Here is a 26,157-nt window from a genome sequence, read left to right as displayed (position 1 = left end):
TCGGTTAAAGTAACGCCCTTGCTTTTTGGCCTGTGAAGACCCTGATGAATCCGTTAGACGTACTGCGCGACTCCTTCTTCTTTTTCAAGCGCAACCTGGGCGCCATCGTGCAGTTGTGCCTGCCATTGGTCATCCTCGAAGCCCTGCTGCAACAGGTGCTCGATCACACTCTCGGCCCTGATGCGTTTCCCGGCTACAGCGTGGTCATCGGGTTGCTGGTGTATCCGCTGTACACCGGCGCACTGATCCTGTTCCTCGACGCCCGCACCCGGGGCGAATCGCCGCGCACCCTGGATGTGCTGGCGATGGCCCTGACCCTGTGGCCACGCTTTGCCTTGCTGACGGCGATCAGTACGCTGCTGATTCTGCTGGGCTTGTCGCTGTATTTCCTGCCGGGCCTGTGGCTGATGGTGGTGCTGGCCTTTGCCGAATACCTGCTGGTGTTGCGCGGCATGTCGGCGCTGTCGGCCATGAAGGAAAGCCTGCGCCTGACCCGTGGGCATTTCTGGCGCATCCTGGTGTGCCTGCTGTGTGTGATGACCCCGCTGTGGCTGCTCAAGGGCGCCAGCGTGGCGGTTTACCCGGACCCGAACCCGCTGCTGGGGCTGCTGATCGACAGCGCACAAAGCTTCCTGCAACTGTTCACCAGCGTGGTGTTGTTCCGCCTGTTCATGTTGATTGGTGGCGACGCCGACGCGCGGTGATATGCTCCGGGCCTTGTCCTGCAACGCCATAAGCCGAGCCGATGACCCGATTACTGCGCATTACCTTGCTGGGCCTGCTGATCCTCGCGGCCCTGCTGACCGGCTTGATCTACAGCCTGACCTGGCGCCCTGCCGACAAGGAAACCCTGCCCATCCGCTGCGTCGCGCCCCGCGCGCCGACCCTGTTGCCGGGCCAGGCGCTCAAGGTGATGACCTGGAACGTGCAGTACCTGGCGGGCAAGAACTACGTGTTCTGGTACGACACCCCGGACGGCAGCGGCCCGGACGACCGCCCTACCGTTGAAGACATGGCCGCCAGCCTCGACGAAGTGGCACGGGTGATCCGCGACGAGCAGCCCGACATCCTGTTGCTGCAAGAAGTTGACGAAGGCGCCAAGCCCTCCAGCTACCAGGACCAACTGGCCTTGCTCCAGGAGCGCCTGGCCGACCTCTACCCGTGCAGCGCCCAGGCGTTCGACTGGAAAGCCGACTTCGTGCCCGACCTGCACATTTTCGGCAGCGTCGGCCGCAAGCTGGTGACCATGAGCCGCTACCAGATCGAACACGCCGAGCGCCTGCAATTGCCGGTGGCACGGGCCAACCTGATCAGCCGTCAATTCCAGCCCAAGCCGGCGTTATTGCTGACCTACCTGCCGTTGAGCGATGGCGGCCAGTTGGCCGTGCTCAATACCCGCCTGGACGGCACGGCCCCCGGGCACAACGCGGTGCAGGAACAGGTGCAGGCGACGGTCAAGCTGGTGGATAAGTTCGAAAGCCGCGGCACGCCATGGCTGATGGGCGGGGATTTCAACCTGCTGCCGCTGGGGCAGTTCCTGCGCCTGGACGCCGGCAAGCGCGGGCAATATTCACCGGACAGTGAGCTGCATCTGTTGTGGGAAAAGTACCCGATGGTCCCGAGCAACAGCCAATCCAGCGGGATTGACCGGGACCAGTGGCTGACGTATTTCCCGAATGACCCGACGGTGGAAGGGCCGGATCGTACGCTGGACTATCTGTTCCACAGTTCGCGGATCAAGAAGGTCGAGGCCAAGGTGCGGCAAAGCGATACGGTGCGCATCTCGACTCACTTGCCGGTGATTGCGCGGTTCCTGTTGCCTGCCGCGCAGTAAGCCACACTGCAAAACAGTGTGGGAGCTGGCTTGTGTGGGAGCCGGGCTTGCCCGCGATGCAGGCACCTCGGTCTATCAGACAAACCGAGGTGATGCCATCGCAGCCAAGCCAGCTCCCACATTTGATCTTCGGCGCGCTTACTTTCTCGGTTTGATCCGGGCAGTCGGTTCAGCAATCAATGGATCATCCGGCCAGTAATGCTTGGGATACCGCCCCTTCAAATCCTTCTTCACCTCGGCGTACGTACTGCGCCAGAAGTTCGCCAGGTCCTGGGTTACCTGCACCGGGCGCCTGGCCGGTGACAGCAGATGCAGCTTGACCACCTGCCGCCCGCCGGCAATGCGCGGCGTGTCCGCCAACCCGAACAATTCCTGCAAGCGCACCGCCAGAATCGGCGGCTGCTCGCTGTAGTCCAGACGCACCGACGAACCCGACGGCACCTTCAGATGGTGCGGCGCCAACTCGTCCAGACGCTGGGGCAACGGCCACGGCAGCAGGTTATGCAGGAAGCTTGCAATATCCAGATTGGCGAAATGGCTCAGGCGCGACACCTTGCCCAGGTACGGCATCAACCAGTGTTCCAGGCTGGCGAGCAAGGCGCTGTCGCTGACGTCCGGCCATTCACTGGCCTTGCCGGTATCCAGATCACGCAGCAGCTTCACACGCGCTTGCCATTGGCGCAGCTCCGGGGTCCAGGGCAATAGCTCCAGGCCTTTGCGCCTTACCAGGTTGACCAGCGCCTGGCTGCGGGCAGACTCGTCGAGGCCGGTCAGCGGCTCGCGGCTGAGCACCAGTTCGCCGACCTTGCGCTGGCGTTCGGCGCGCAGCACGCCTTCGCGCTCGTCCCAATCGAGTTGGTCGACATTGCGCACCTGCTCGGCCAGCACCGAGTCGAACAGCACCGGGTCAAAATCCGCCGCGAGGTAAATCCGTTCTTCGCGCTGGCCCTGGCGGCTGCCCAAGTCGGCGATCACCAGCCAGGGCTGTTTCATCAGGCTGTCGGCTTCGGCGAACAGCGCGGCGCGGCCGTTGGCCAGGCGGTATTCGGCGCCGCCCGCACGGCGTTGTTGCGCTACTCGATCGGGATAGGCCAGCGCCAGCAAGGCGCCAAGCCAGCGCGGGTGATCGGGATCAGCCACTGGCTGCTCGGCCTTGCCTCTTAAATAGCCACGGTATTGCCGGGCCAGTTGCCGGGCGCGCTGCACGCCACCTTGAGTGCCACGGGCCTTTTCTTCGCCGGACAGCAAGGCCAGACGGCTGTGCAAGTCCGCGCCGGCACCACGCAGGATATCGCGCTCCCCCAGCAGTGCTGCCACGTCACAGGCCATGTTTGCCAGACCCAGATCCTGGCCGCGCAACAACAGATGAGCGATACGTGGATGCGCCGGTAACCCGGCCATTTTCTGGCCATGGGCGGTCAGCTTGTCGCCGCTTAACGCGCCGAGGCGCTCAAGCAAATCCTGAGCCTGTGCATAAGCAGCGGTGGGCGGTACGTCGAGCCACACCAACTGCGTGGGCGCCACGCCCCAACGGCCCAGTTGCAGAGCCAGACCGGAAAGATCCGCCGAGAGAATTTCCGCACTGGAATACGCCGCCAGCCCTTCATGCTGGTCCTCGGACCACAACCGGTAACACACCCCCGGCTCCAGGCGCCCTGCCCGGCCTGCGCGCTGGGTGGCGCTGGCGCGGGAGATGCGCTGGGTGTCGAGGCGGGTCATGCCGCTGCCCGGGTCGAAACGCGGGACCCGCGCCAGCCCGGCATCGATCACCACGCGCACGCCGTTGATGGTCAGGCTGGTCTCGGCAATGTTGGTGGCCAGCACCACCTTGCGCTTGCCGGCGGGCGCCGGGTCGATGGCGGCGCGTTGGGCGGCCAGGTCCAGCTCGCCATGCAACGGGCACAGCAACACATCGGTGTTACCACCGAGTGCGTCAGCCAACTGCTGATGGACCCGACGAATCTCCGCCTGGCCCGGCAGGAAAACCAACACACTGCCGGTCTCATCGTGCAGGGCTTCAAGGATGGTCTGCACCAGCCGTGGCTCGATAAACTCCCCAGGCTGGAACGGCCGGCCCCAGCGCATCTGCACCGGGTACATGCGCCCTTCACTGCGCAGGATCGGCGCATCGTCCAGCAACCCGGCCAGGCGTTCGCCTTCCAGGGTGGCGGACATCAACAAGATTTTCAGTGGCTGCTCGTCGCGAAACAGGTCCCGGCCATTCAGGCTCAGGGCCAGCGCCAGGTCGGCGTCCAGGCTGCGCTCGTGGAATTCGTCGAAGATCAGCAAACCCACGCCGTCCAGCGCCGGGTCATCCTGCAGGCGACGGGTGAGGATGCCTTCGGTGACCACTTCGATCCGGGTGTTGGGGCCGACTTTACTGTCCAGCCGGATGCGGTAGCCGACGGTTTCACCGACCTTTTCCCCCAGCTCGCTGGCCAGGCGCTCGGCAGCGGCACGGGCGGCCAGGCGCCGGGGTTCGAGCATCAGGATGGTCTGCCCGGCCAGCCAGGGTTCATTCAATAGCGCCAGCGGCACCCGCGTGGTTTTACCGGCGCCGGGCGGTGCTTCGAGCACGGCTTCATGGCGCGTCGCCAAGGCGTCACGCAGGGCGGGTAAAACATCATCGATTGGCAACGAATTCATACTGGCTCCAAAGCAGAGCGGCGAGTATAACGGCGAACTGCCGGGTGTCGGTGGTGGTCTCAACGACACTGCCCCGTCCTGATGGGAATGCGGTCAAAGGTGGGAGCTGGCTTGCCTGCGATAGCGGTGTGTCAGCCAATACACCAGACACTGAACCACCGCCATCGCAGGCAAGCCAGCTCCCACATTTGATCATCGTCGCCTTGTAGACTGGCTTATAGTCACTTTCATTATGTTCAAGGAGAGTCCCATGCGTGTTGCTTCCCGTATCATCGGCGGTGTTCTGGCCGTCACCCTGCTGAGCCAGTTGACGGCCTGCGGCTCGATTTTCTACCCCGACCGCCGTGGCCAGATCGACGGCAAGATCGACCCGGCGATTGCCGTGCTCGATGCAGTCGGCCTGCTGTTCTATGTAATCCCGGGCCTGATTGCCTTCGGTGTCGACTTCGCCACCGGCGCGATTTACTTCGAGCCTGGCAAGACCGCACAGGTCGCTCCGGAAAAACTCCAGCAAGCCATCGGCGCCGACGGCAAGGTCGACAACGCCAAGCTGCAAACCATCATCCAGAAAGAAACCGGGCGTAACCTGCCGCTGGACGACCCGCGCATGATTCAGTTCAAGGGCAGCGTGCAACAGCTCGCCACCCTGGGCCTGCAACCCGCCGCTTAAGGACTGACCCGCCCCATGACCACCAGTCCCGAACACGCCCGGCTATTGCGCCTGGCCACCCGCGCTTCCGTCGGCGTGGCCTGTGTGCTGATTGTGACCAAGGCCATCGCCTGGTGGCTCAGTGGCTCGGTGAGCATGCTCGCCGGGTTGACCGACTCGCTGCTCGACGGCGTCACCTCGTTGCTTAACTTGCTGGCGGTGCACTACGCATTGCGCCCGGCCGATGACGATCACCGTTATGGCCACGGCAAGGCGGAATCCCTGTCGGGCATGGCCCAGGCACTTTTTATCGCCGGCAGTGCAGTGTTGATCGCGTTCCAGGCGTTCCAGCGCTTGCAGCATCCGGAACCTGTGGGCGCACCGTGGCTGAGTATCGGCGTGATCATCCTGTCCCTGGCGTTGACGGCGGCGCTGCTCATCCTGCAACACCGGGTAATCCGCGAAACCGGCTCCAACGCCATCCGCGCCGACTCGCTGCACTACCGCTCAGACATGATGCTCAACGGCAGCATCCTGCTGGCGCTGGTGCTGGCGGCATTCGGTTTTCATCAGGTGGACGCCTGGTTTGGCCTGGGCATCGCGGCCTACATCTTGTGGAGCGCAATCCAGATCGCCCGGGAGAGCTTCTCGGTGCTGATGGACGAGGAACTGCCGCCGGATGTCAGCCAGCACATGCTGGAACTGGCGTGCAGTGTGCCCGGGGTATTGGGCGCCCATGACTTGCGCACGCGGATTTCCGGCAGCCACTGGTTTGTGCAGTTGCACCTGGAATTACCGGGGGAATTGAGCCTGTCAGTGGCCCATGGCATCAGCGACCAGGCCGCCGATGCCATCCACAAAGCCTACCCGCGAGCCGAAGTGCTGGTGCACGCCGACCCGCAGGAAGTGGTCACGGGCGCGAAGGCCTAGTACTGCACCTGATACCCGCGACTGGTCAGGCAGTTGCCCTGGGCCTGGCGGTAGGTTTGCACCACCGCCGGGTCGGGTGCGTAGGTGACGGTCCTTGGGTCAAAACCACTTTGCTGCACGGCCCAGCGATAGCAGTCATAGCCATCCTGCTGGACTTGCGCCGGTGACTGGCCATTGGCCGGGTAAGCCACCACGTCATAACCATTGCCCTGAGGCACGGGTTGCGGCGCTGGCGCGGCCGGTGGCGGCTGCACCACTACGTACTGCTGGCTGCTTTCTTCGTAGGTGTAATAGGCACCCGCGGCGAGGAAGAACAGCGCACTGCCCACCCACACTTCCCGCGCGTAATCCGGCAGGTATTGCACACGAATCCCGTAAGGCGGCGTTACGACGACGTAGCGCGGGCCTTGTGGACGGTACCAGTAGCCACCCGAGAAGAAGTAGTCCTGGCCGCGATATGGCACGCGGTAGTTGCGATCGGGGAAGCGGTCGACCATGTAGCCCGGGCGGTATTGCGGGCCAGGGCCCCAACCATTGCCGTGCCCGTCGGGGCGGCCTGGCCAGCGGTGATCATTGGGATGGTTATTGCCGCCGCCGTTGCCTCCGTTGAAACCGGGACGGCCCGGACCACCCTGGCCGCCGTTGCCGGCTTGCCAATGCTGGTTGCCATCGTTGTTGCGACGGGGAATGTCCTGGTAGTTGCCGGGACGCGGTTCCTGGGTCTGGCGCACGGTGTCCGGGCGACCCTGGATCGGCAGGTTATTCGCCGGATGCGGCTGTTGCTGTGGCTGCTGGTTGCCTTGCGGACGACCTTGCCACTGGCCCCCGCCATTCGGGCGCTCGACATTCTGATTCTGCGGCCGTGGCTGATTATTTTCGAAATGCTGGTTCTGCGGACGCGGCTGATTGTTCTCCGGGCGAGGAGCTTCAGGACGCGGTTGATTGTTTTGCGGTCGAGGCTGGTTATTCTGCGGCCGCGGCTGGTTGCCCGGGCGCCCTTCCTCATGCTGGCCACCGCCTTCAGAGCGTGGCTGTTCGTCGGCCATCACTTGCGCACCAACGGTTACCATCAGCAAACCAACACCTGCCAAACGCCAGATGCGCTTCATGCTATTCCTCACTGCGGATTAGGGCCTACACGTAAGACTGGAAAACCGGGGCCCGGTTCTGCGACAGGTTATCAGTCACGAGAAGTATTTTCGCAGGCAATAAAAAGGGGCGACCCGTCGGTCGCCCCTTGAGAACTTCGTCCTGGCTCAACGCTTTTGACGTTGGCTCACCTCACGCCGTCTTGTGGACAGTGTGCAGCCCGGGGGCCGGGGCAACCCTGTGGGGTTGGCGGCCGCAGCCGGCCTTATTGGCGGGCTGCAGTGGACTGTATGTCCGGGCAGTGATTCTGTTGATAACTCTACGCCTGGGCCTCGGGCAGATGATTGCGAAGATTGCGTCAATAAACAGTGCTTGCGCAATTTTTAACCCTGGATAGATAATTCGCCGCAATAGTTACGACAAAGGCCAGCCCCATGAGCAAACTTGACCGATACGACCTGAGTATTTTGGCGGAATTGCAGCGCGACGCGAGGATCTCCAACCAGGAGTTGGCCGAGCGCATCGGCCTGTCGCCTTCGCCGTGCTCACGCCGGGTCAAGCAATTGGAGGACGACGGCTACATCGCCCGCCAGGTCGCACTGCTCGACCGCAAGATGCTCGGCCTGAGCCTGACGGCCTACGTGCTGATCGGCATGGACCGACACACACCCGAGCGTTTCGAGAATTTCGAGGCGGCCATCCGCACCTTGCCGCAAGTGCTGGAATGCAGCCTGGTGACCGGGATGGACGCCGACTACCAACTGAAGGTGGTGGTGCCAGACATGGATCACTATCAGAAACTGCTGCTGGGCCACCTGACCCGCATCGAAGGTGTCACCAGCGTGCGTTCGAGCTTTGTGCTGAACCAGGTGCTCAACAGCACCGAATTGCCGCTGACCCACCTGCGCACCTAAGGCCGGAGCGGAACAAATGTGGGAGCTGGCTTGCCTGCGATGCAAACGACTCGGTCTTTCAGAGACACCGAGGTGATGCAATCGCAGGCAAGCCAGCTCCCACAGACCGACGCAGGTCAATGTCGCGCCGACTGCCCTGGCGTATAATCGGCACCCTGCCCCCGCCGGAAACGACCCGATGAACTCGATTGACCCCGCCGTGTTTGAAGAATGGATGATGACCGGCCTGGTCAGCATCCTGATCATTTTCATGGGCTTTATCGTCTGGGACCTGGCGAAGAAATCCAAGGCCGGGCGCTTTGGCTCGATGATCCTGTTCTTCGTGCTGGGACTGGGCGTTGCTGCGTTCATCATCAAGAGCGTGGTGATCGGCCTGATCGAGTCCGGCGCCTTATAAGCGCGCCGGCACTTCCTTCCACTGGCCCTGGTCCAGGCCGTCGATCGACCAGTCGCCAATCCGCACCCGCACCAGCCGCAACGTCGGCAAACCCACCGCCGCCGTCATGCGTCGTACCTGACGATTACGCCCCTCACGAATCACCAACTCCAGCCAATGGGTCGGTACGCTTTTGCGAAACCGCACCGGCGGGTTGCGCGGCCACAGTTGCGGCTCGTCCAGTTGCCGGGCTTCAGCGGGCAGGGTCATGCCGTCGTTGAGTTCCACACCGTCGCGCAGGCGTTGCAGCTGTTCCTCGGTCGGCTCGCCTTCCACCTGCACCCAATAAGTTTTCGCCAGCTTGTGCTTGGGATCGGCGATGCGCGCCTGTAGCTGGCCGTCGTTGGTCAGCAGCAACAGGCCTTCACTGTCACGGTCCAGCCGCCCGGCCGGGTAGATGCCGGGGATGTCGATGAAATCCTTGAGGGTCGCGCGCCCGCCTTCGTCGCTGAACTGGGTCAGTACATCGAAGGGTTTATTGAACAGGATCAATTTGGGCTCGGCCGGTGGCGCCTTGGCGACACGACGCGGGGCTGACGAGGTTTGCGGACTTTTCACACCGGGGCGGCGGGAAACGGGACGGGCAGGACGGGACATGGCAAAGGAACATCTAACGGTCAGGACCGACAATGCTAGTGGCCTGACCGTTAAATAACCATCCCAACCGTTTAGCGGAACGGCGGCTCGTCGAAGCTGCGCAGTTTGCGCGAGTGCAGCGAGTTGAGTTCAGTGCGCAACAGGTCCACCGCCTCGATGCCGATCTTCAAGTGCTGGCTCACCGCACGCTCATAGAACGCGTTGGCCGAACCCGGCAGCTTGATCTCGCTGTGCAGCGGTTTGTCCGACACACACAGCAACGTGCCGTACGGCACCCGCAGGCGGTAGCCCTGGGCGGCGATAGTGCCGCTTTCCATGTCCACGGCCACGGCGCGGGACAGGTTGATCAGCGGACGTTCCTGGGCCCAGCGCAGCTCCCAATTGCGGTCGTCGTAGGTCAGCACGGTGCCGGTGCGCAGGCGTTTTTTCAGCTCTTCGCCCTTCTCGCCGGTGACGTTGGCCGCCGCTTGCTGCAAGGCCATCTGCACTTCGGCCAGGGCCGGGATCGGGATGTTCGGCGGTACGACGCGGTCGAGAATCCCGTCGCGTCGCATGTAGGCGTGAGCCAGCACGTAGTCGCCGATGGTCTGGGATTGGCGCAGGCCGCCGCAGTGACCAATCATCAGCCAGCAATGCGGGCGCAACACGGCCAGGTGGTCGGTGATGTTCTTGGCGTTGGACGGGCCGACGCCGATGTTCACCAGGGTCACGCCGTGGCCATCGCTGGCCTGCAGGTGGTAGGCCGGCATCTGGTAACGGTGCCAGACCACGCCCGCGGCGATGGCAGACGCTTCGCCGTGGTCCATGCTCTTGTCGATGACCACGTTGCCCGGCAGCACCATGCGGATAAAGCGCGGGTCACTGCGCAGCTGTTCCAGGCCGTGCACGATGAACTGGTCAACGTAGCGGTGGTAGTTGGTCAGCAGAATCCACGGCTGCACATGGCGCCAGTCGCTGCCGGTGTAGTGCACCAGGCGGCGCAGGGAGAAGTCGACGCGGGCTGCGTCGAACAGCGCCAACGGCAGCGGGTCGGTGTTTTCCCAGTCGTAGAGACCGTCGGCGATGCCATCGGTGGCAGCCGACAGGTCGGTACTCGGGAACACCCGCGCGAGCGTGGCGGCAGTCACGCCGGAGCCGGCAAGTTCGTCGCCCTGCTCAACCACGTACGGGTAGGGAATGTTCTGCTGGCTGACGCCCACTTCCACCGTCACGGTGAAGTCGTGCATCAACGGCACCAGTTGCTCCAGCAGGTATTTGCGGAAGGCTGACGGATGGGTGACGGTGACGCTGTAGGTCCCCGGCAGCTGGACCTTGGCATATGCCCGGGTGGTCTGTGGGACTTCACCCTGCACCAGGTAGGTCAGGCGAAGTTCCGGGTAACGAAACATCGCACGTTGTTCGGCGTCGGGTTCGACGCGGTCTTTGAGGTAGCGCTTGAGGGCTTGATTGAGCGCGCCAGTGGCACGCTCATGGAGAGCCGCCAGCCGATCCACGGCTTCTTCGGCGGTTTGAACGACAACAAAAGCTTCGGTCACGGTAAGCATCCTGTGTTCTGACTTGCAGGCCCTCATCTTGCCTGTATCCCTGGCGCACTGGAACACCGGAATTGGAATGCGCCTGCAAGAACCCTGCATTCCCTGTGGGAGCTGGCTTGCCTGCGATGGCGGTCTGCCTATTACATTGATGCCAGCTGGCCCACCGCTATCGCAGGCAAGCCAGCTCCCACGTTTTGACCGTGTTTGTTCAGGAAAATAGAGGTGTCGATCGAGCGACAATGGCCTCCACCTCCACACCACGCGGCAAGGTGCCATATACCCGGCCCGACGACTCGCCCAGCCGGCTGGCGATAAAGCCATCACTCACACTGGCGTTGCCCGCCTCCAGCAGCAGCTTGGCCTGCAACGCCACGGCAATGTCCTCGGTGAGCTGCCGGGCACGGTACTGGATGTCCTGGGTGTCCATGAAGGCCGACTTCAACTGTTCGATGTGCCGCGCCAGTTGCCGGTGACCGTGGCCATCCCCCAGTTCGACAAACAATGCCTCCAACACGCCCGGCTCTTTCGACAACGCCCGCAGCACATCAAGGCACTGCACATTCCCGGAACCTTCCCACGTCGAGTTGACCGGCGCCTCACGGTACAAACGCGGCAGGATGCTGTCCTCCACATACCCGGCGCCGCCCATGCATTCGGCGGCTTCGTTGATCATCGCGGGGGCGCGTTTGCAGATCCAATATTTGCCGACCGCCGTCACCAGCCGGGCGAATTTGGCTTCCTGTTCGTTATCCAGGTGGTCCAGCGCGCGGCCCATGCGCATGCTCAAGGCCAGGGACGCTTCGCTTTCCAGGGCCAGGTCGGCCAGCACGTTTTGCATCAGCGGTTGCTCGCTGAGCACCCGGCCGCCCACCAGGCGATGGGCGCAGTGATGGCTGGCCTGGGTCAGCGCCTGGCGCATCAAGGCGCTGGAGCCGACCATGCAATCGAAACGGGTCATGGCCACCATCTCGATAATGGTCGGTACACCGCGCCCTTCCTCGCCGATCATCCAGGCCAACGCACCACGAAACTCCACTTCGCTGGAGGCGTTGGAGCAGTTGCCAAGTTTGTTCTTCAGGCGCTGGATGTAGAACTCGTTGCGCGTGTCGTCCGGGCGGTGCCGGGGCAGCAGGAAACAGGTCAGGCCCTTGTCGGTCTGGGCCAGGGTGAGAAAGGCGTCGCACATCGGCGCCGAACAGAACCACTTGTGCCCCACCAGCTCATACGCCTGGCCCGGGCCGCCGGCACCCACCGGGTAAGCGCGGGTGGTGTTGGCGCGCACGTCGGTGCCGCCCTGTTTCTCGGTCATGGCCATGCCGATGGTGGCGCCGGCCTTGTGGGCAATGCCGACGTTGCGCGGGTCATATTCGGTGGCGAGGATTTTCGGCAGCCAGGTTTCTGCCAGGTCCGGCTGCAAACGCAGGGCCGGGACGCAGGCGAAGGTCATGGTCAACGGGCAGCCGGTGCCGGCTTCGGCCTGGCTGTGCAAGTAGGTCATGGCCGCACGGGCCACGTGGGCGCCGGATTGCGGATGGGCCCACGGCAACGACGGCAAGCCATGCTCGACGGCGGTGCGCATCAGTTCGTGATAGGCCGGATGAAATTCCACCAGATCGATGCGATGGCCAAAACGGTCGTGGCTGTTGAACACCGGTTTGTTCTGGTTGGCCAGGAACCCGGCTTCCATCAACGGCCCGCCCGCCAGTGCGCCGTAGGTATCAATGCGCTGCTCGGCCCAGCCGGCGCCAAAGCGCCGGGACCAGTCTTGCAACGGCAAATCGATACGGTACAGGTTGGTGCCGTCCAGGGACGGTGGCTGGTTGGTGACGTCGTGGGTTTCGGCGAACTGGTGCAGGTTCATGGCAGCCTCCTCGAAAAAGTTGGCCTGCTGATTCAAAGGCCTGTTTCTGAGTTAAGCACCACCCCACCAGAAAGAAAAAGGGGATAAATGCCTAAATGTCTGCACTTTCGCCCTTTTCCGTTGACAGCAACCGAATATGCAACATCGCCTGCAAGGCATCAAATCGTACCGGTTTTGCCAATCGATCCGTCACGCCCACACCGTGGCAATCGTCTCGCTCGGGGCTTTGCGCCGAGCTGCTCAGGGCAATCACCGGCAGCTCTCCACAACCCGGCAATGCACGAATCTGGCAGCACAGCGAAAACCCGCCCTCCGGTACGTCCAGCAGCACCGCATCGAAGGTGTCACTTTGCAACAGCGCCAGGGCCGCTGGCCCGTTGTCGACGGTTTTCACGCGGTAACCGAGCTTGAGCAACATGCCGCGCACCACCAATTGCGCCACACCGTTGTCGTCTACCAGCAACACCGTGCACTCCTGCGGTGTGCGTTGTGCCTGGGGTGCTCGCCGCACGGGCGGCAGCGGGCTGACCGCAAGCTCCAGCTGGAAGCGACTGCCGCGGCGAGGCTCGGAATTGTGGGTGAGGCGCCCACCGAGCAATTCGATCAATTGCCGGCAGATCGCCAGGCCGATGCCCATGCCGCCGTAGCGACGGGTGGTCGAGCCATCCAGCTGGAAGAAGCGTTGGTACAGGGTCGCCTCGTCGAGGTAAGCGAACCCGATGCCGGTGTCGGTGACGATAAAGGTCAGGCGCAACGTCCCGTCGGCCTGTGGCACGCCGACTACCCGCACCCGCACCGACCCTTCGTGGGTGAACTTGAAGGCGTTGTCCAGCAGGCAATCCAGGCATTGCGCCAGCTTGCCGGGGTCGCCGCTGACTCGGTCCGGCAACTCATCCGCCAGATCGATGGAAAACTCCAGGCCCTTGCTCTGGGCGCTGGCCGCGAACTGCTGGCTCAAGGTGTCGAGCAACCCACGCAGGCTGAACACCTCGGGCTGCGGGCTGAGGCGCCCGGCCTGCAATTCGGTGAGGGTGAGGATGCCGTTGACCATGCGCATCATCTCGCGGGCCGAGCCGGCGGCGGTTTGATGGTACTGGGCGAGGTCGCCTTGCAGCGGCTCGGTCTGCATCAACTCCAGGGAACCGATCACACCGTTCATCGGTGTGCGCAGTTCGTGGGTCAGGGTGGCGAGGAATTCATCCTTGAGGCGATTGCTGCGGGCCAGTTGCGTGTTGAGCACTTCGAGCTTCTGGCTGGCGTCAAACAGGATCTGCGCCTGTTGCTCGCGCATCGAGTTGATGCGGTCGGCCAGGGCCAGGGACAGCAACGCCACTTCGAGTGCCGAGCCGATCTGGCTGGCATACATCGTGAGGAACACATTGGGCAGGTAACCCAGCACCATCATCGTATTGACCACACCGCCCAACAGGAACGCGGTCCAGGCAATGATGAAATAACGCGCCATGCGCTGGCCGCAGTACCAGGCCTTGATGGCCGCGACGAAGATGGTCACGGTGAACACCAGCGCCAAACCGGTGGCCAGGCGCAGGGCCAGTGCATAACTGGTGAACAGCGCCAGCACCATCACGACTGCACCGCTGACCGCCAGCGCCAGCAACAGCCGGTTGATCCAGCGACTGTAAAGTGCGGTGTGCAGGAAGCTGCGGGCAAACAGGCTGCCGAACAGCGCCGCCGAACCGATCAGGAATGGCACCGCCGCATTCGCCCACCACGGGCTGTCGGGCCAGAAGTACTGCACGGCCACGCCGTTGACCGACAGTTGATACAGGCCGAACGAGGCAATATAGAGGATGTAGTAGAGGTAGCTGGTGTCGCGCACGCTCAGGTAGATGAACAGGTTGTAGACCAGCATGCCCAGCAGCACACCGTAGATCACACCCAGCACGTAGAGGCGCAACGGCTGCTCTTCGAGGTACGCGGTGGTGGACCAAAGGGTCAGCGGCGCCTGGATCGAGCCTTGGCTTTGCAGGCGCAGGTACAGGGTTTCCTGCTGGCCAGGCAAGAAGTCGAGCTTGAACAGGTAGTTGCTCTGGCGGATTTCGCGGCTGGAAAACGGCAGGCTGCTGCCGGTGCGCGAGACCAGTCGATAGTTGCCAACGCTGTCGGGCTGGTACAGCTCCAGTTGGTTCAGCGGCGGGTAGGCCAGTTCCAGCAGCCAGTGGCGCGAGACATCCGGGTTTTTCGGGCGGTAACGAAGGTCGAGCTTGAGCCAGAACACCGAGCGTGAATAGCCGGCATTCAAGGTGGCTTTGTCATGGGTCTTGAAGCGACTGGCGAGGACCGGCGAGCTGATATCGCCAATGGTCAGGGCGCCACTTGGGTCCTCAAGCACTTGCATCACTTGGCCCAGGGGCAACCGCGTGGTGGTCTCGTTGAACTCGACTGCGCCGGCCAGCATCGGCAGCCCGCTCAACAGTAACATCAGCAAATAGCGCATAGAGCCCCAGCGTGACCTGTCCGGTTATGTCAAAAGCCTCCATTCCTTTTGAGCAGACGTATACCGGCGATACAGTTATTGGTTTCAATCCACTCTAGCATAGCCATTACAGGCCAAAAGACACTATTCAAATGATTTTTTGAAAGGCTCTAGAGCGGGCATTACAGGGCATTTGACCTGTATTTCACGATGATAGCAAACAGCCATTTCGCCATACTTATCCACTAAAAATTCAACCATCGCCCGACAGCCACCCAAAAAGCGTTTGGTGGTAAGCTCGCGCACCATGAATATCTACAGCTCTCGCCCCGTTGTCCTCTGTCTCTCCGGCCATGATCCCAGTGGTGGCGCCGGCTTGCAGGCAGATATCGAAGCCCTGCTCGCCCAGGGTTGTCATGCGGCCCCGGCCGTCACCGCGCTGACCGTGCAGAACACGGTCAACGTCAGCGATTTCCGCGTGCTGGACCGTGAGTGGGTGCTGGCCCAGGCCAACGCCGTGCTCGGCGACTCCGAAGTGGCCGCAGTGAAACTGGGCATGCTCGGTTCCCTGGAAATGGTCGACACCGTGGTCGAATTGCTCAAGGCGCACCCGCATTTGCCGGTGGTCTGCGACCCGGTGCTGCGCGCCGGTGGTGGCGGCAGCCTGGGCAAGGATGAGGTTGGCTATGCGATGCGCGAACGGCTGTTGCCACTGTCGCTGATTGCCACGCCGAACCTGCCCGAAGCGCGCATCCTCGCTGAACTGCCCGAAGGCACGGCGGACGAATGCGCCGCGAAGTTACTGCCCTTCATCAAGCACCTGCTGATCACCGGCGGCCATGGCGACGAGCACGAAGTGCACAACCGCCTCTACAGCCGCGACGGCACGCACCAGACCTTCACCTGCCAGCGCCTGCCCGGCAGTTATCACGGTTCCGGCTGCACCCTGGCCAGCGCGCTGGCCGGTCGGCTGGCACAGGGCGAAGGTTTGGTCAGCGCCGTGCAATCGGCCCTCAACTACACTTGGCGCACCCTGCGTGACGCTGAACAACTCGGCCAGGGGCAATTCGTGCCTCGTCGTCTGCCGTTGGATTTCTGCTCGTAACAACAAGAGGCCTGCCCGATGAAACTACGTGGCCTTTATGCCATTACCGACAGCCAACTGTTGGCCGGCAAGTTCCTGGCCTACGTCGAAGCGGCGTTGGACGGTGGCGTGACCCTGCTGCAATACCGCGACAAAAGCAGCGACGAAGCACGCCGCCTGCGGGAAGCCGAAAAACTGCGGGAGCTGTGCTCGCGCTACAAGACGCAACTGATCATCAACGATGATGCCGAACTGGCCGCGCGCCTCGGCGTCGGCGTGCACCTGGGCCAGACCGACGGCCCGCTGACCCCGGCCCGCGCCTTGTTGGGCTCCAAGGCAATTATCGGCTCCACCTGCCACAGCCAGATCGAACTGGCCGAGCAGGCCGCGCGCGAAGGGGCCAGTTACGTCGCCTTCGGCCGCTTCTTCAATTCCAATACCAAGCCCGGCGCGCCGGCGGCCACCGTTGAACTGCTGGCCCAGGCCCGCGCGCGGTTGCACCTGCCGATCTGCGTGATTGGCGGCATCACCCTGGAAAACGCCGAGCCGTTGGTGGCCCATGGTGCCGACTTGCTGGCAGTGGTCCACGGCCTGTTTGGTGCCGACAGCACCCAGGAAGTCACGCGCCGCGCCCGCGCTTTCAACGATCTTCTAAAATCTTGAATTCAGAGAACACGATCATGTCCCGTTCCGAAACCCTGTTTGCCAATGCCCAGAAACACATCCCCGGCGGTGTGAACTCCCCCGTGCGAGCGTTCAAGAGCGTTGGCGGCACACCACTGTTCTTCAAGCATGCCGAAGGCGCCTACGTCACCGACGAAGATGACAAGCGCTACGTCGACTACGTGGGTTCGTGGGGCCCGATGATCCTCGGCCACAGCCATCCGGACGTGCTGGATGCGGTGCGCCAGCAGCTGCAACACGGCCTGTCCTATGGCGCACCGACCGCCATGGAAACCGAGATGGCGGACCTGGTGTGCGCCATCGTGCCGTCCATGGAGATGGTGCGGATGGTCAGCTCCGGCACTGAAGCCACCATGAGTGCGATTCGCCTGGCCCGTGGTTTCACCGGCCGTGACAGCATCATCAAATTCGAAGGCTGCTACCACGGCCACTCCGACAGCCTGCTGGTCAAGGCCGGTTCCGGCGCGCTGACCCAGGGCGTACCGAGCTCTGCCGGTGTGCCGGCTGCGTTTGCCAAACACACCCTGACCCTGCCGTTCAACGATATCGGTGCGGTGGAGCAGATGCTCAGCGAAGTCGGCCAGGAAGTGGCCTGCATCATCGTCGAGCCGGTGGCCGGCAACATGAACTGCGTGCCGCCTGCACCGGGCTTTCTGGAAGGCCTGCGCGAACAGTGCGACAAGCACGGCGTGGTGCTGATTTTTGATGAAGTGATGACCGGTTTCCGCGTTGCCCTCGGCGGCGCCCAGGCTTACTACGGCGTGACGCCAGACCTGAGCACCTTCGGCAAGATCATCGGTGGTGGCATGCCTGTGGGCTGCTTCGGCGGCAAGCGCGAAATCATGCAGCACATCGCGCCGCTGGGCCCGGTGTACCAGGCAGGCACCCTGTCGGGTAACCCGCTGGCCATGGCCGCCGGCCTGACCACCCTGCGCCTGATCAGCCGCCCAGGCTTCCACGCCGAGCTGACCGACTACACCACCCGCCTGCTGGACGGCCTGCAACAGCGCGCCGATGCCGCCGGCATTCCGTTCGTGACCACCCAGGCGGGCGGCATGTTCGGCCTGTACTTCAGTGGCGCCGATGACATCGTCACTTTCGACGACGTGATGGGCAGCGATGCCGATCTGTTCAAGCGCTTCTTCCATCTGATGCTGGAAGGTGGCGTGTACCTGGCACCGAGCGCCTTTGAAGCCGGTTTTACCTCGATCGCCCATGGTGATGCCGAGCTGAAACTGACCCTCGATGCCGCTGAACGCGCCTTCGCTGCCTTGAAATAAGCGTCTCAAAAATCTGACGTTGCCACTGGCGGCGTCAGATTTGCTACTTTGCTTACAGACATTTCCGTCTTTTTTCGAGAATTTACCTGCAATCCGGCAGATAACTTGCCCACGCAGCAGAAAAACGAGTAAAGACTTTGTAAGCAGGTGCCTGCTTATTTCATAATGCGCGCTTATTGGATCCCCCCGTGGGTCCCGCGCCCCGTCAGAGGTAAGTCGATTCCCATGAAACGCACCGGCCGCACCCTGGTTCTGGGCTGCCTGTTGCTCCTTCAGCCGCTGCTGGCGTTTGCCCAGGCAGGCGGCAACTCGTTGTTAATCCCAGCGATGGGTCGTTGCACCCTCAATACCCAGCCAGAAAGCCAGGCCGAAGCCCTGAGCGCGTGCCAGAAACAGGCCGACGGCGGGGATGCGCAGGCGCAATACGAGTTGGGCGAGTACTTCTACGACAGTAAAAATCCCGCACGCGACCTCAACAAGGCCTTGAGCTACTTCGAGAAAGCCTCGTTGCAGGGCCATGCCCAGGCGCAATTCCAGCTGGGCACCATGTTTTTCCATGGCGAAGGCGTACCGGCCAATAACGTTCAGGCGTACATCGTGCTGAAAATGGCGGCGGTCAATGGCGCTGAAGATGCGCTGGACACGGCCGATGAAGTGGCCGAACACATGCAGCGGGACGAACTGGAAGTGGCGACCCAGGTACTGGGGCAGATTTTCCGCAACTACCTGCAGGAACTGCAGAGCGCAGATGGCAGCTCGCCATTCTCGCCACTGCCTGATCCTTCACGCTGACTGACTGCTCCCGTGCCAGGCATGGGAGCCTTCAACTGTCTTACTTCTCTGGCATCGGCATCGGAAACGGCATGACATTGCTCATGCCACGGGCTTCGCTGATTTTCGGCGTGCCCAGGCGCTCGACTTCGTCGATGCGCACGATCGAATGCATCGGCACAAAACTGCGCACCACGCCTTCGAACTGAGCCTTGAGTTTTTCCTCGCCCGGGTCGACGACCAACTGTGTGCGCTCGCCAAAGACGAACTCTTCCACTTCCAGGAAGCCCCACAGATCACTTTGATAGATCTGCTTGGCGTACATTTCGAACACCTGGCCCTGGTTAAGGAAAATCACCTTGTAGATTGGAGCTTCACGTTTGGTCATGGTGGGCGGGTAACACATCGGGGGATATAAAAGAGGGCGCGAACTATAGCATGGCACCCGATGCACAGTGCTAGGAACCTATCGGCATGCCCCCTATAATGCGCGGTTCTTTACCACCAGTTGACGATCCCCATGGCCAAGAAGCTTTACATCGAAACCCACGGTTGCCAGATGAACGAGTACGACAGCTCGCGCATGGTCGATCTGCTGGGTGAACATCAGGCCCTGGAAGTCACCGCCCGCGCTGAAGATGCCGACGTGATCCTGCTCAATACCTGCTCGATCCGCGAGCGGGCCCAGGACCGGGTCTACTCGCAGCTGGGCCGCTGGCGCGAACTGAAGCTGGCCAACCCGGACATGGTGATCGCCGTCGGCGGTTGCGTGGCCAGCCAGGAAGGCGCCGCGATTCGCGACCGCGCGCCCTATGTGGATGTGGTCTTCGGCCCGCAAACCCTGCACCGCCTGCCGGAAATGATCGACGCCGCCCGCATCACCAAGCTGCCGCAGGTCGACGTCTCATTCCCGGAAATCGAAAAATTCGACCACCTGCCCGAGCCGCGCATCGACGGCCCGAGCGCGTATGTGTCGGTGATGGAAGGTTGCAGCAAGTACTGCACCTTCTGCGTGGTGCCGTACACCCGCGGCGAAGAAGTCAGCCGCCCGTTCGATGACGTGCTGGCGGAGATCATTCACCTGGCCGAGAACGGCGTGCGTGAAGTGACCCTGCTGGGGCAGAACGTCAACGGCTATCGCGGCCAGACCCACGACGGGCGCCTGGCGGACCTCGCCGAGTTGATCCGCGTGGTGGCCGCCGTCGACGGGATCGAGCGGATTCGCTACACCACCTCGCACCCACTGGAATTCTCCGACAGCCTGATCCAGGCCCACGCCGAAGTGCCGGAGCTGGTCAAACACCTGCACTTGCCGGTGCAGTCGGGCTCCGACCGCATCCTCTCGGCCATGAAGCGCAACCACACGGCCCTGGAATACAAATCCAAACTGCGAAAATTGCGTGCGGCAGTGCCGGGGATTTGCATCAGTTCGGACTTTATCGTCGGCTTCCCGGGCGAGACCGAGAAAGATTTCCAGCAGACCATGAAGCTGATTGAAGACGTCGGTTTCGACTTCTCCTACTCCTTCGTCTACAGCCAGCGCCCGGGCACCCCGGCGGCCGACCTGCTCGACGAAACCCCGGAAGCGTTGAAGAAGGAACGCTTGAACGCCCTGCAACACCGCCTCAACCAGCAGGGTTTCGAGATCAGCCGACAGATGGTGGGTTCGACCCAGCGCATCCTGGTCACCGACTACTCGAAAAAGGACCCTGGCGAATTGCAGGGCCGCACCGAAAACAACCGGATCGTCAACTTCCGCTGCGATAATCCGACGCTGATCGGGCAGTTCGCCGACGTGTATATCGACGCGGCGCAACCGCACTCGCTGCGCGGCTCGCTGGTTAACTGAGAGCCCGGCTTTCAAGGCAAATGAAGATCAAATGTGGGAGCTGGCTTGCCTGCGATAGCGATATAACAGGCAGCCTCTCTTTTGGACGTGCCGGCCTCATCGCAGGCAAGCCAGCTCCCACACTGGATCGCGTTTGTTCTTGAGAGCGGGTCCGGGCTATATAAGTGCTTTCGCACACCGCCTGCTGGCGTTATCCTTGATTTCATCTTAATTGCCCCAGGGCGGCTAAAAGCGACCTTGAACGCACCCATAGAACCACATCGTTTTCTCCTCGAGCCCTTTGAGGCTCGCCGTTTCGCCAATCTGTGCGGACAGTTCGACGAGCACCTGCGCCTGATCGAACAACGCCTGAGCATCGAGATCCGCAACCGCGGCAATCAGTTCGAGCTCATTGGTGAACCCCAACACACCACCTCGGCAGAAAACCTTCTGCGCCGCCTCTACCGGGAAACCAAAGGTAGCGAGCTGTCGCCGGAAACGGTGCACCTGTACCTGCAGGAATCTGCGGTGCAAGACTTGGCGAACAACCCGGTGGCCGAAGCCAGCGTGGCCCTGCGCACCAAGAAAGGCATGATTCGGCCCCGCGGCCTGAATCAGCAGCGCTACGTCAAAGAGATTCTGGGCAACGACATCAACTTCGGCATCGGCCCTGCCGGTACCGGCAAGACCTACCTGGCCGTGGCCTGTGCGGTCGACGCCCTGGAGCGCGAGCAGGTGCGACGCATCCTGCTGGTGCGTCCGGCGGTGGAAGCTGGCGAGAAACTGGGCTTTTTGCCCGGCGACCTGGCCCAGAAGATCGACCCGTACCTGCGCCCTCTCTACGACGCGCTCTACGAGATGCTCGGCTTCGAATACGTGGCCAAGCTGATCGAGCGCCAGGTGATCGAGATCGCCCCGCTGGCCTACATGCGCGGCCGTACGCTGAATAACAGCTTCATCATCCTCGACGAAAGCCAGAACACCACCGTCGAACAGATGAAAATGTTCCTGACCCGGATCGGCTTCGGCTCCACAGCCGTGATCACCGGCGACGTCACCCAGGTCGACCTGCCCAAAGGCACCAAGTCGGGCCTGGCCCAGGTGATCGACGTGCTCAAGGACGTGCCGGGGATCAGCTTCACCCACTTCATGCCCAAAGACGTGGTACGTCACCCGCTGGTGCAGCGCATTGTCGAAGCCTACGAGCGCTTCGAACACCGCGACGACCAACCGGCCAAGGACACTCGCCGCGATGCTTGAGCTTGACCTGCAGCTGGCCACCGATGCGCCCGCCCCCAGCGAAGAGCAGTTCCGCCAATGGTGCACCCTGGCCCTGCGCCAGCGCACAGCCGACTCGGAACTGACCATTCGTCTGGTGGACGAACCCGAAGGCCGTGAGCTGAATCACACCTGGCGACAAAAAGACTACGCGACCAACGTGCTGTCGTTTCCCGCCGACGTACCCGATGAGTTACTGGATATCCCATTGCTGGGCGACCTGGTGATCTGCGTCGAGGTGGTTGAGCGCGAAGCCAAGGAACAAGGCAAGGAACTTGAGGCCCATTGGGCCCACCTGGTCATCCACGGCTGCTTGCATCTCTTGGGTTACGACCATATAGACGATGACGAAGCCGAAGAAATGGAAGCACTGGAACGAACGTTGCTTGCAGAATTGGGTCATCGTGACCCATATGCAGACGACGAAATTGCAACTACACCTAACTGAAACAATAAAGGATTTAGAGTAATCGCTATGAGCGAAGACCGATCGAGCAACGGGCAAAAGTCATGGCTGGGGAAACTCACCCAGGCCTTTGCCCACGAGCCGAAAAACCGCCAGGAGCTGCTGGAGCTGCTGCGCGAGGCACACCAGAACAAGTTGCTGGACAGCGAAGCGCTGGCCATCGTCGAAGGCGCCATCCAGGTGGCTGACCTGCAAGTACGGGACATCATGGTTCCGCGCTCGCAAATGGTCAGCATCAAGGCGACCCAGACCCCACGGGAATTCCTCCCGGCCGTGATCGACTCGGCGCACTCGCGCTACCCGGTGATCGGCGAAAGCCATGACGACGTCATGGGCGTCCTGTTGGCCAAGGACCTGCTGCCGCTGATCCTCAAGGAGAACGGCGACAGCTTCAACATCAAGGACCTGCTGCGTCCTGCCACCTTCGTCCCCGAATCCAAGCGCCTGAATGTGCTGCTGCGCGAATTTCGTGCGAACCACAATCACATGGCCATCGTGATTGACGAATACGGCGGCGTGGCTGGCCTGGTGACCATCGAAGACGTGCTGGAACAGATCGTCGGCGATATCGAAGACGAACATGACGTGGAAGAAGACAGCTACATCAAGCCGCTGCCCAGCGGTGACTTCCTGGTCAAGGCCCTGACGCCGATCGAGAACTTCAACGAGTTCTTCGACAGCGAATTCTCCGACGATGAATTCGACACCGTCGGCGGCCTGGTAATGAGCGCGTTCGGGCATCTGCCCAAGCGGAATGAGACCACGGAAATCGGCGCCTATCGCTTTCGCATCCTGAATGCCGACAGCCGCCGGATCCACCTGATTCGCCTGACACCTATTGCCCGCTAAGGACTGACATGCGCCGTATGATTGCACCCGGCTGGCCCGGTAACCTGCTGGCCGTGGTGGCCGGCGCCATCACTACCCTGGCGCTGGCGCCGTTCGATCTCTGGCCGTTTGCGCTGGTGGCGGTCGGGTTCTTTTATGCGGGATTGCGTGAGCTGACACCACGCCAGGCCTTGTGGCGTGGCTGGTGTTTCGGTTTCGGCCTGTTTGGCGCCGGTACCAGCTGGATCTACTACAGCATTCACCACTTCGGCGGCGCTTCGGTGCTGCTGGCGGGCATGCTGATGCTGGCGTTTACCGCAGCCATTGCCTGGTTCTTTGCCCTGCCTGCCTGGCTCTGGGCGCGCTGGCTGCGGCGCAATGAGGCGCCATTGGCCGACGCCCTGGCCTTCGCGGCCTTGTGGGTGGGCCAGGAAGCGTTTCGCGGCTGGTTCCTCACCGGTTTCCCTTGGCTCTACTCCGGTTACAGCCAGCTCGACGCTCCCCTTGCCGGCCTCGCGCCACTGGGTGGCATGTGGCTGATTTCCTTTGCCCTGGCGCTGACCGCCGCGCTGATCTGCAACCTGCCGCGCCTGCTGGCGGGTAAACGCAACCTGTTCATCGGTGCCGGTTTGCTGCTGTTGGTGGCGCCATGGGCCATCGGCCTGGCACTCAAGCATCACGCCTGGACCACCCCCGCCGGCGCACCGCTGACCGTGGCGGCCGTCCAGGGCAACGTCGAACAAAGCATGAAATGGGACCCCGAGCAGCTCAACGCGCAGCTCGCGCTGTACCGTGACATGAGCTTCACCTCCAAGCCCGTGGACCTGCTGGTATGGCCGGAAACCGCGGTGCCGGTACTCAAGGAATCCGTCGAAGGCTACCTGGCCATGATGGGCAAGTTCGCCGCTGACCGGCACACCGCGCTGATCACCGGCGTGCCGATTCGTCAGGAAGTGCACCACCACAAGCGCTTTTTCAATGGCATCACCGTGGTGGGTGAAGGCGATGGCACTTACCTGAAACAGAAGCTGGTGCCGTTCGGCGAGTACGTGCCGTTGCAGGACATGTTGCGTGGCCTGATCGCCTTCTTCGACCTGCCGATGTCGGACTTCGCCCGCGGGCCGGCCGACCAGGCGCTGCTGCAAGCCAAGGGCTATCAGATTGCGCCGTTCATTTGCTATGAAGTGGTGTACCCGGAATTCGCCGCCGGCCTGTCGGCCCGCAGCGACCTGTTGCTGACCATCAGCAATGACACCTGGTTCGGCCGCTCCATCGGCCCGCTGCAACATTTGCAGATGGCCCAGATGCGCGCCCTGGAGGCCGGTCGCTGGATGATCCGCGCCACCAACAACGGCGTCACCGGCCTGATCAACCCGTACGGGCAGATCACCGTGCAGATCCCGCAGTTTGAACGCGGGATTCTCTACGGTGAGGTGGTGCCGATGCACAACCTCACGCCGTACCTGCAATGGCGCTCGTGGCCGTTGATCATCCTGTGCCTTGGCCTGTTTGGCTGGGCCTTGCTGGCGGGCCGGATGTCGAAAACAGTCTGAAGGTGGGAGCTGGCTTGCCTGCGATAGCATCACCTCGGTGTAACTGACACACCGAGGTGCCTGCATCGCGGGCAAGCCCGGCTCCCACAGAAGCCCGGCTCCCACATTTGCGTTGCGGTGTTACCTGTAAAACAACCGGTAGCCCACCTGCCCCACCGCTTCGTTCAGCAACTGACCGTTCTGCCATACCGACTTGAATTCCGGCATCCAGCCACCCAGTGGCCGGGCATTGTCTACGCCCAGAAACCCCACCGGCGCCGGAACGACCGTAAACCCGGCCTTTTCGAAACTCCAGCGCGAACGCGGCATGTGCCAGGCCTGGGTCACGACGACCACACGCTTGATGCCTTGCGGCAACAGAATCTCTGCACTCATCTGCGCGTTTTCCCACGTGGTGCGGCTGCGCTCTTCCTTCCAGCGCACGCTCACGCCAAAGTCATCCTGCATCGACACCGCCATCAACTCCGCCTCGCTGGGCGGCGTACCGTAATGCAAGCCTCCGGTGGTCAGCACCGGCAAGCCCGAAGCCTTGGCCAATCTCGCCGCGTAACGCTGGCGTTCAAGGCCGACACCCGTAGGCTGATCAGAGCCCCACGCCGGATCCCCGCGTTCACGCCCCGAACCCAATATCACGATTGCATCAGCCCGCTGTGCCAGGGTCGCCCATTCGTCACGGGCCAAGGGCGGCTCGGTCTCCAGGGCCTTTGCCCCCCACTGCACCACCACCGGCAGGCTCATCAACCACATCCCGCCGAAGCCCAACGCAAAGCACACCCCCGCGAGTCGTGGACGACTGCGACGAAACCACCAGGCAAGGGCCAGCAACAGCAACAGAATGCCGGGCGGCAACAGCAATTGTTTAATGAAATAACGAATAGGCATCGGGCATCTCCAAAGATGCCCGAAGCCTAAGGTGTAACGGGGTTTAGCGACAATCTTTACAAGAACACACGTTCGAGAAGGCTACCGATTACGCGGTATTTCACTTGAAACGCACGGACCGGAGTTTTTCCGGGCTGCGGCCGGCCGACAAATCCTTGAGCCATACCACCTTGGCCGAGCGTGAAGGCTCTTGCGCCGGCGGGGAGGCCATGCCATGGGACGCGCGATGCTCATTTAACTCCAGATACACCCTGATCACTTCCAGCTCTGCCTGGCTCAAGCCACGCAGTTCCAACTCCAGAGGCCGTTCATCACACAATCGGCCTGCGGTTTTTGCTGCATCCAGTGCTCGACCCAAACGGTCGATCAGTCCTTCGTACACCTGCGGTTTCGTTAAAGTTCGCTGCGAATCAACCATCCCTCACCTCATTGAAGATAAGACTCACTCCCCACTAAACAGCGTAGTCCTGCTGGCCCTGCCTGCCTGACGCCGCGACCAACGGCCTCGGCGGCGCAATCAGGGTTTCCCTCGATAGAGTGGGGTCATGTATGCTACGGCGCTTCCTGTAACTCCA

General features: G+C 62.2%; 24 protein-coding genes. 15 read left to right on the top strand and 9 right to left on the bottom strand.

The window, feature by feature from the left end; translation table 11 throughout:
• Positions 1-44: 44 nt before the first annotated feature.
• On the top strand, positions 45-704 hold the full coding sequence (locus HX875_RS11790; protein WP_003215498.1) for a YciC family protein: 660 nt from the start codon (positions 45-47) through the stop codon (positions 702-704).
• 41 nt (positions 705-745) lie between these two features.
• Positions 746-1,834 (top strand): endonuclease/exonuclease/phosphatase family protein, encoded by a 1,089-nt coding sequence (locus tag HX875_RS11785; protein WP_177043325.1) that lies wholly within the window; start codon positions 746-748, stop codon positions 1,832-1,834.
• Positions 1,835-1,972: 138 nt separating this feature from the next.
• Here HX875_RS11785 and hrpB read toward each other — a convergent pair whose 3' ends face one another.
• The gene (gene hrpB, locus HX875_RS11780) at positions 1,973-4,480 is read right to left on the bottom strand and encodes an ATP-dependent helicase HrpB (RefSeq protein WP_177043324.1); all 2,508 of its coding nucleotides are present in this window, start codon (positions 4,478-4,480) and stop codon (positions 1,973-1,975) included.
• A 250-nt stretch (positions 4,481-4,730) separates the two neighbouring features.
• Here hrpB and HX875_RS11775 point away from each other — a divergent pair, with 250 nt between their 5' ends.
• Positions 4,731-5,150 (top strand): polyribonucleotide nucleotidyltransferase, encoded by a 420-nt coding sequence (locus tag HX875_RS11775; protein ID WP_177043323.1) that lies wholly within the window; start codon positions 4,731-4,733, stop codon positions 5,148-5,150.
• Between the two features lie 15 nt (positions 5,151-5,165).
• A complete protein-coding gene (locus HX875_RS11770) occupies positions 5,166-6,059 on the top strand; it encodes a cation diffusion facilitator family transporter (RefSeq protein ID WP_177043322.1) in 894 nt (297 codons plus the stop codon).
• On the opposite strand, the gene HX875_RS11765 is transcribed toward HX875_RS11770, so the two are convergent.
• Complete coding sequence (locus tag HX875_RS11765; protein ID WP_177043321.1) at positions 6,056-7,168, bottom strand: DUF6515 family protein; 1,113 nt, start codon at positions 7,166-7,168, stop codon at positions 6,056-6,058. The genes HX875_RS11770 and HX875_RS11765 overlap by 4 nt on opposite strands.
• 414 nt (positions 7,169-7,582) lie before the next feature.
• On the opposite strand from HX875_RS11765, the gene HX875_RS11760 reads away from it, so the two are divergent.
• Complete coding sequence (locus HX875_RS11760; protein ID WP_003194418.1) at positions 7,583-8,062, top strand: Lrp/AsnC family transcriptional regulator; 480 nt, start codon at positions 7,583-7,585, stop codon at positions 8,060-8,062.
• 187 nt (positions 8,063-8,249) lie between these two features.
• Complete coding sequence (locus HX875_RS11755) at positions 8,250-8,459, top strand: DUF2788 domain-containing protein (RefSeq protein WP_026077819.1); 210 nt, start codon at positions 8,250-8,252, stop codon at positions 8,457-8,459.
• Here HX875_RS11755 and HX875_RS11750 read toward each other — a convergent pair.
• From HX875_RS11750 to HX875_RS11735, 4 genes are all read right to left on the bottom strand, one after another.
• Complete coding sequence (locus HX875_RS11750; protein WP_029616066.1) at positions 8,454-9,095, bottom strand: pseudouridine synthase; 642 nt, start codon at positions 9,093-9,095, stop codon at positions 8,454-8,456. The genes HX875_RS11755 and HX875_RS11750 overlap by 6 nt on opposite strands.
• Before the next feature lie 71 nt (positions 9,096-9,166).
• Positions 9,167-10,666 carry an AMP nucleosidase gene (gene amn / locus HX875_RS11745; RefSeq protein ID WP_177043320.1) on the bottom strand — a complete coding sequence of 500 codons (1,500 nt, stop codon included), beginning with the start codon at positions 10,664-10,666 and terminating at the stop codon, positions 9,167-9,169.
• 172 nt (positions 10,667-10,838) lie between these two features.
• Positions 10,839-12,491: an acyl-CoA dehydrogenase family protein gene (locus HX875_RS11740; RefSeq protein WP_177043319.1), complete on the bottom strand. Its 1,653-nt coding sequence runs from the start codon at positions 12,489-12,491 to the stop codon at positions 10,839-10,841.
• A gap of 91 nt (positions 12,492-12,582) precedes the next feature.
• Complete coding sequence (locus tag HX875_RS11735; protein ID WP_177043318.1) at positions 12,583-14,949, bottom strand: hybrid sensor histidine kinase/response regulator; 2,367 nt, start codon at positions 14,947-14,949, stop codon at positions 12,583-12,585.
• Between the two features lie 286 nt (positions 14,950-15,235).
• Here HX875_RS11735 and HX875_RS11730 point away from each other — a divergent pair, with 286 nt between their 5' ends.
• From HX875_RS11730 to HX875_RS11715, 4 genes are all read left to right on the top strand, one after another.
• Entirely contained in the window at positions 15,236-16,033 is a 798-nt protein-coding gene (locus HX875_RS11730; RefSeq protein ID WP_003215474.1) for a hydroxymethylpyrimidine/phosphomethylpyrimidine kinase, read from the top strand.
• 18 nt (positions 16,034-16,051) lie between these two features.
• Entirely contained in the window at positions 16,052-16,675 is a 624-nt protein-coding gene (gene thiE, locus HX875_RS11725) for a thiamine phosphate synthase (RefSeq protein ID WP_177020941.1), read from the top strand.
• 17 nt (positions 16,676-16,692) lie between these two features.
• Entirely contained in the window at positions 16,693-17,976 is a 1,284-nt protein-coding gene (hemL, locus tag HX875_RS11720) for a glutamate-1-semialdehyde 2,1-aminomutase (RefSeq protein ID WP_177043317.1), read from the top strand.
• Between the two features lie 225 nt (positions 17,977-18,201).
• Complete coding sequence (locus tag HX875_RS11715; RefSeq protein ID WP_063026921.1) at positions 18,202-18,768, top strand: tetratricopeptide repeat protein; 567 nt, start codon at positions 18,202-18,204, stop codon at positions 18,766-18,768.
• A 40-nt stretch (positions 18,769-18,808) separates the two neighbouring features.
• Here HX875_RS11715 and HX875_RS11710 read toward each other — a convergent pair whose 3' ends face one another.
• Positions 18,809-19,135: a DUF1820 family protein gene (locus HX875_RS11710; RefSeq protein ID WP_003215457.1), complete on the bottom strand. Its 327-nt coding sequence runs from the start codon at positions 19,133-19,135 to the stop codon at positions 18,809-18,811.
• Between the two features lie 132 nt (positions 19,136-19,267).
• On the opposite strand from HX875_RS11710, the gene miaB reads away from it, so the two are divergent.
• From miaB to lnt, 5 genes are all read left to right on the top strand, one after another.
• Positions 19,268-20,596, top strand: a complete 1,329-nt coding sequence (gene miaB / locus HX875_RS11705; protein ID WP_177043316.1) for a tRNA (N6-isopentenyl adenosine(37)-C2)-methylthiotransferase MiaB — start codon at positions 19,268-19,270, stop codon at positions 20,594-20,596.
• 237 nt (positions 20,597-20,833) lie between these two features.
• On the top strand, positions 20,834-21,835 hold the full coding sequence (locus HX875_RS11700) for a PhoH family protein (RefSeq protein WP_177043315.1): 1,002 nt from the start codon (positions 20,834-20,836) through the stop codon (positions 21,833-21,835).
• Positions 21,828-22,301, top strand: a complete 474-nt coding sequence (gene ybeY / locus HX875_RS11695) for an rRNA maturation RNase YbeY (RefSeq protein WP_177043314.1) — start codon at positions 21,828-21,830, stop codon at positions 22,299-22,301. The genes HX875_RS11700 and ybeY overlap by 8 nt, the downstream gene beginning before the upstream one ends.
• A 27-nt stretch (positions 22,302-22,328) precedes the next feature.
• Complete coding sequence (locus HX875_RS11690; RefSeq protein WP_003215451.1) at positions 22,329-23,168, top strand: HlyC/CorC family transporter; 840 nt, start codon at positions 22,329-22,331, stop codon at positions 23,166-23,168.
• An 8-nt stretch (positions 23,169-23,176) separates the two neighbouring features.
• Positions 23,177-24,700 (top strand): apolipoprotein N-acyltransferase, encoded by a 1,524-nt coding sequence (gene lnt / locus HX875_RS11685; protein ID WP_177043313.1) that lies wholly within the window; start codon positions 23,177-23,179, stop codon positions 24,698-24,700.
• Positions 24,701-24,820: 120 nt separating this feature from the next.
• Here the strand turns inward: lnt and HX875_RS11680 are convergent, their stop codons facing one another.
• Both HX875_RS11680 and HX875_RS11675 read right to left on the bottom strand, forming a co-directional pair.
• Positions 24,821-25,582, bottom strand: a complete 762-nt coding sequence (locus HX875_RS11680) for a YdcF family protein (protein ID WP_177043312.1) — start codon at positions 25,580-25,582, stop codon at positions 24,821-24,823.
• A 100-nt stretch (positions 25,583-25,682) separates the two neighbouring features.
• On the bottom strand, positions 25,683-26,000 hold the full coding sequence (locus HX875_RS11675; RefSeq protein WP_177043311.1) for a hypothetical protein: 318 nt from the start codon (positions 25,998-26,000) through the stop codon (positions 25,683-25,685).
• Between the last annotated feature and the right edge of the window lie 157 nt (positions 26,001-26,157).

It is taken from the genome of Pseudomonas yamanorum (genome assembly GCF_013386765.1).
Taxonomy (GTDB): Bacteria; Pseudomonadota; Gammaproteobacteria; order Pseudomonadales; family Pseudomonadaceae; genus Aquipseudomonas; species Aquipseudomonas yamanorum_A.
The sequence above is the reverse complement of the archived record's forward strand: the minus strand, read 5'-3'. Positions and strand labels throughout refer to the sequence as shown.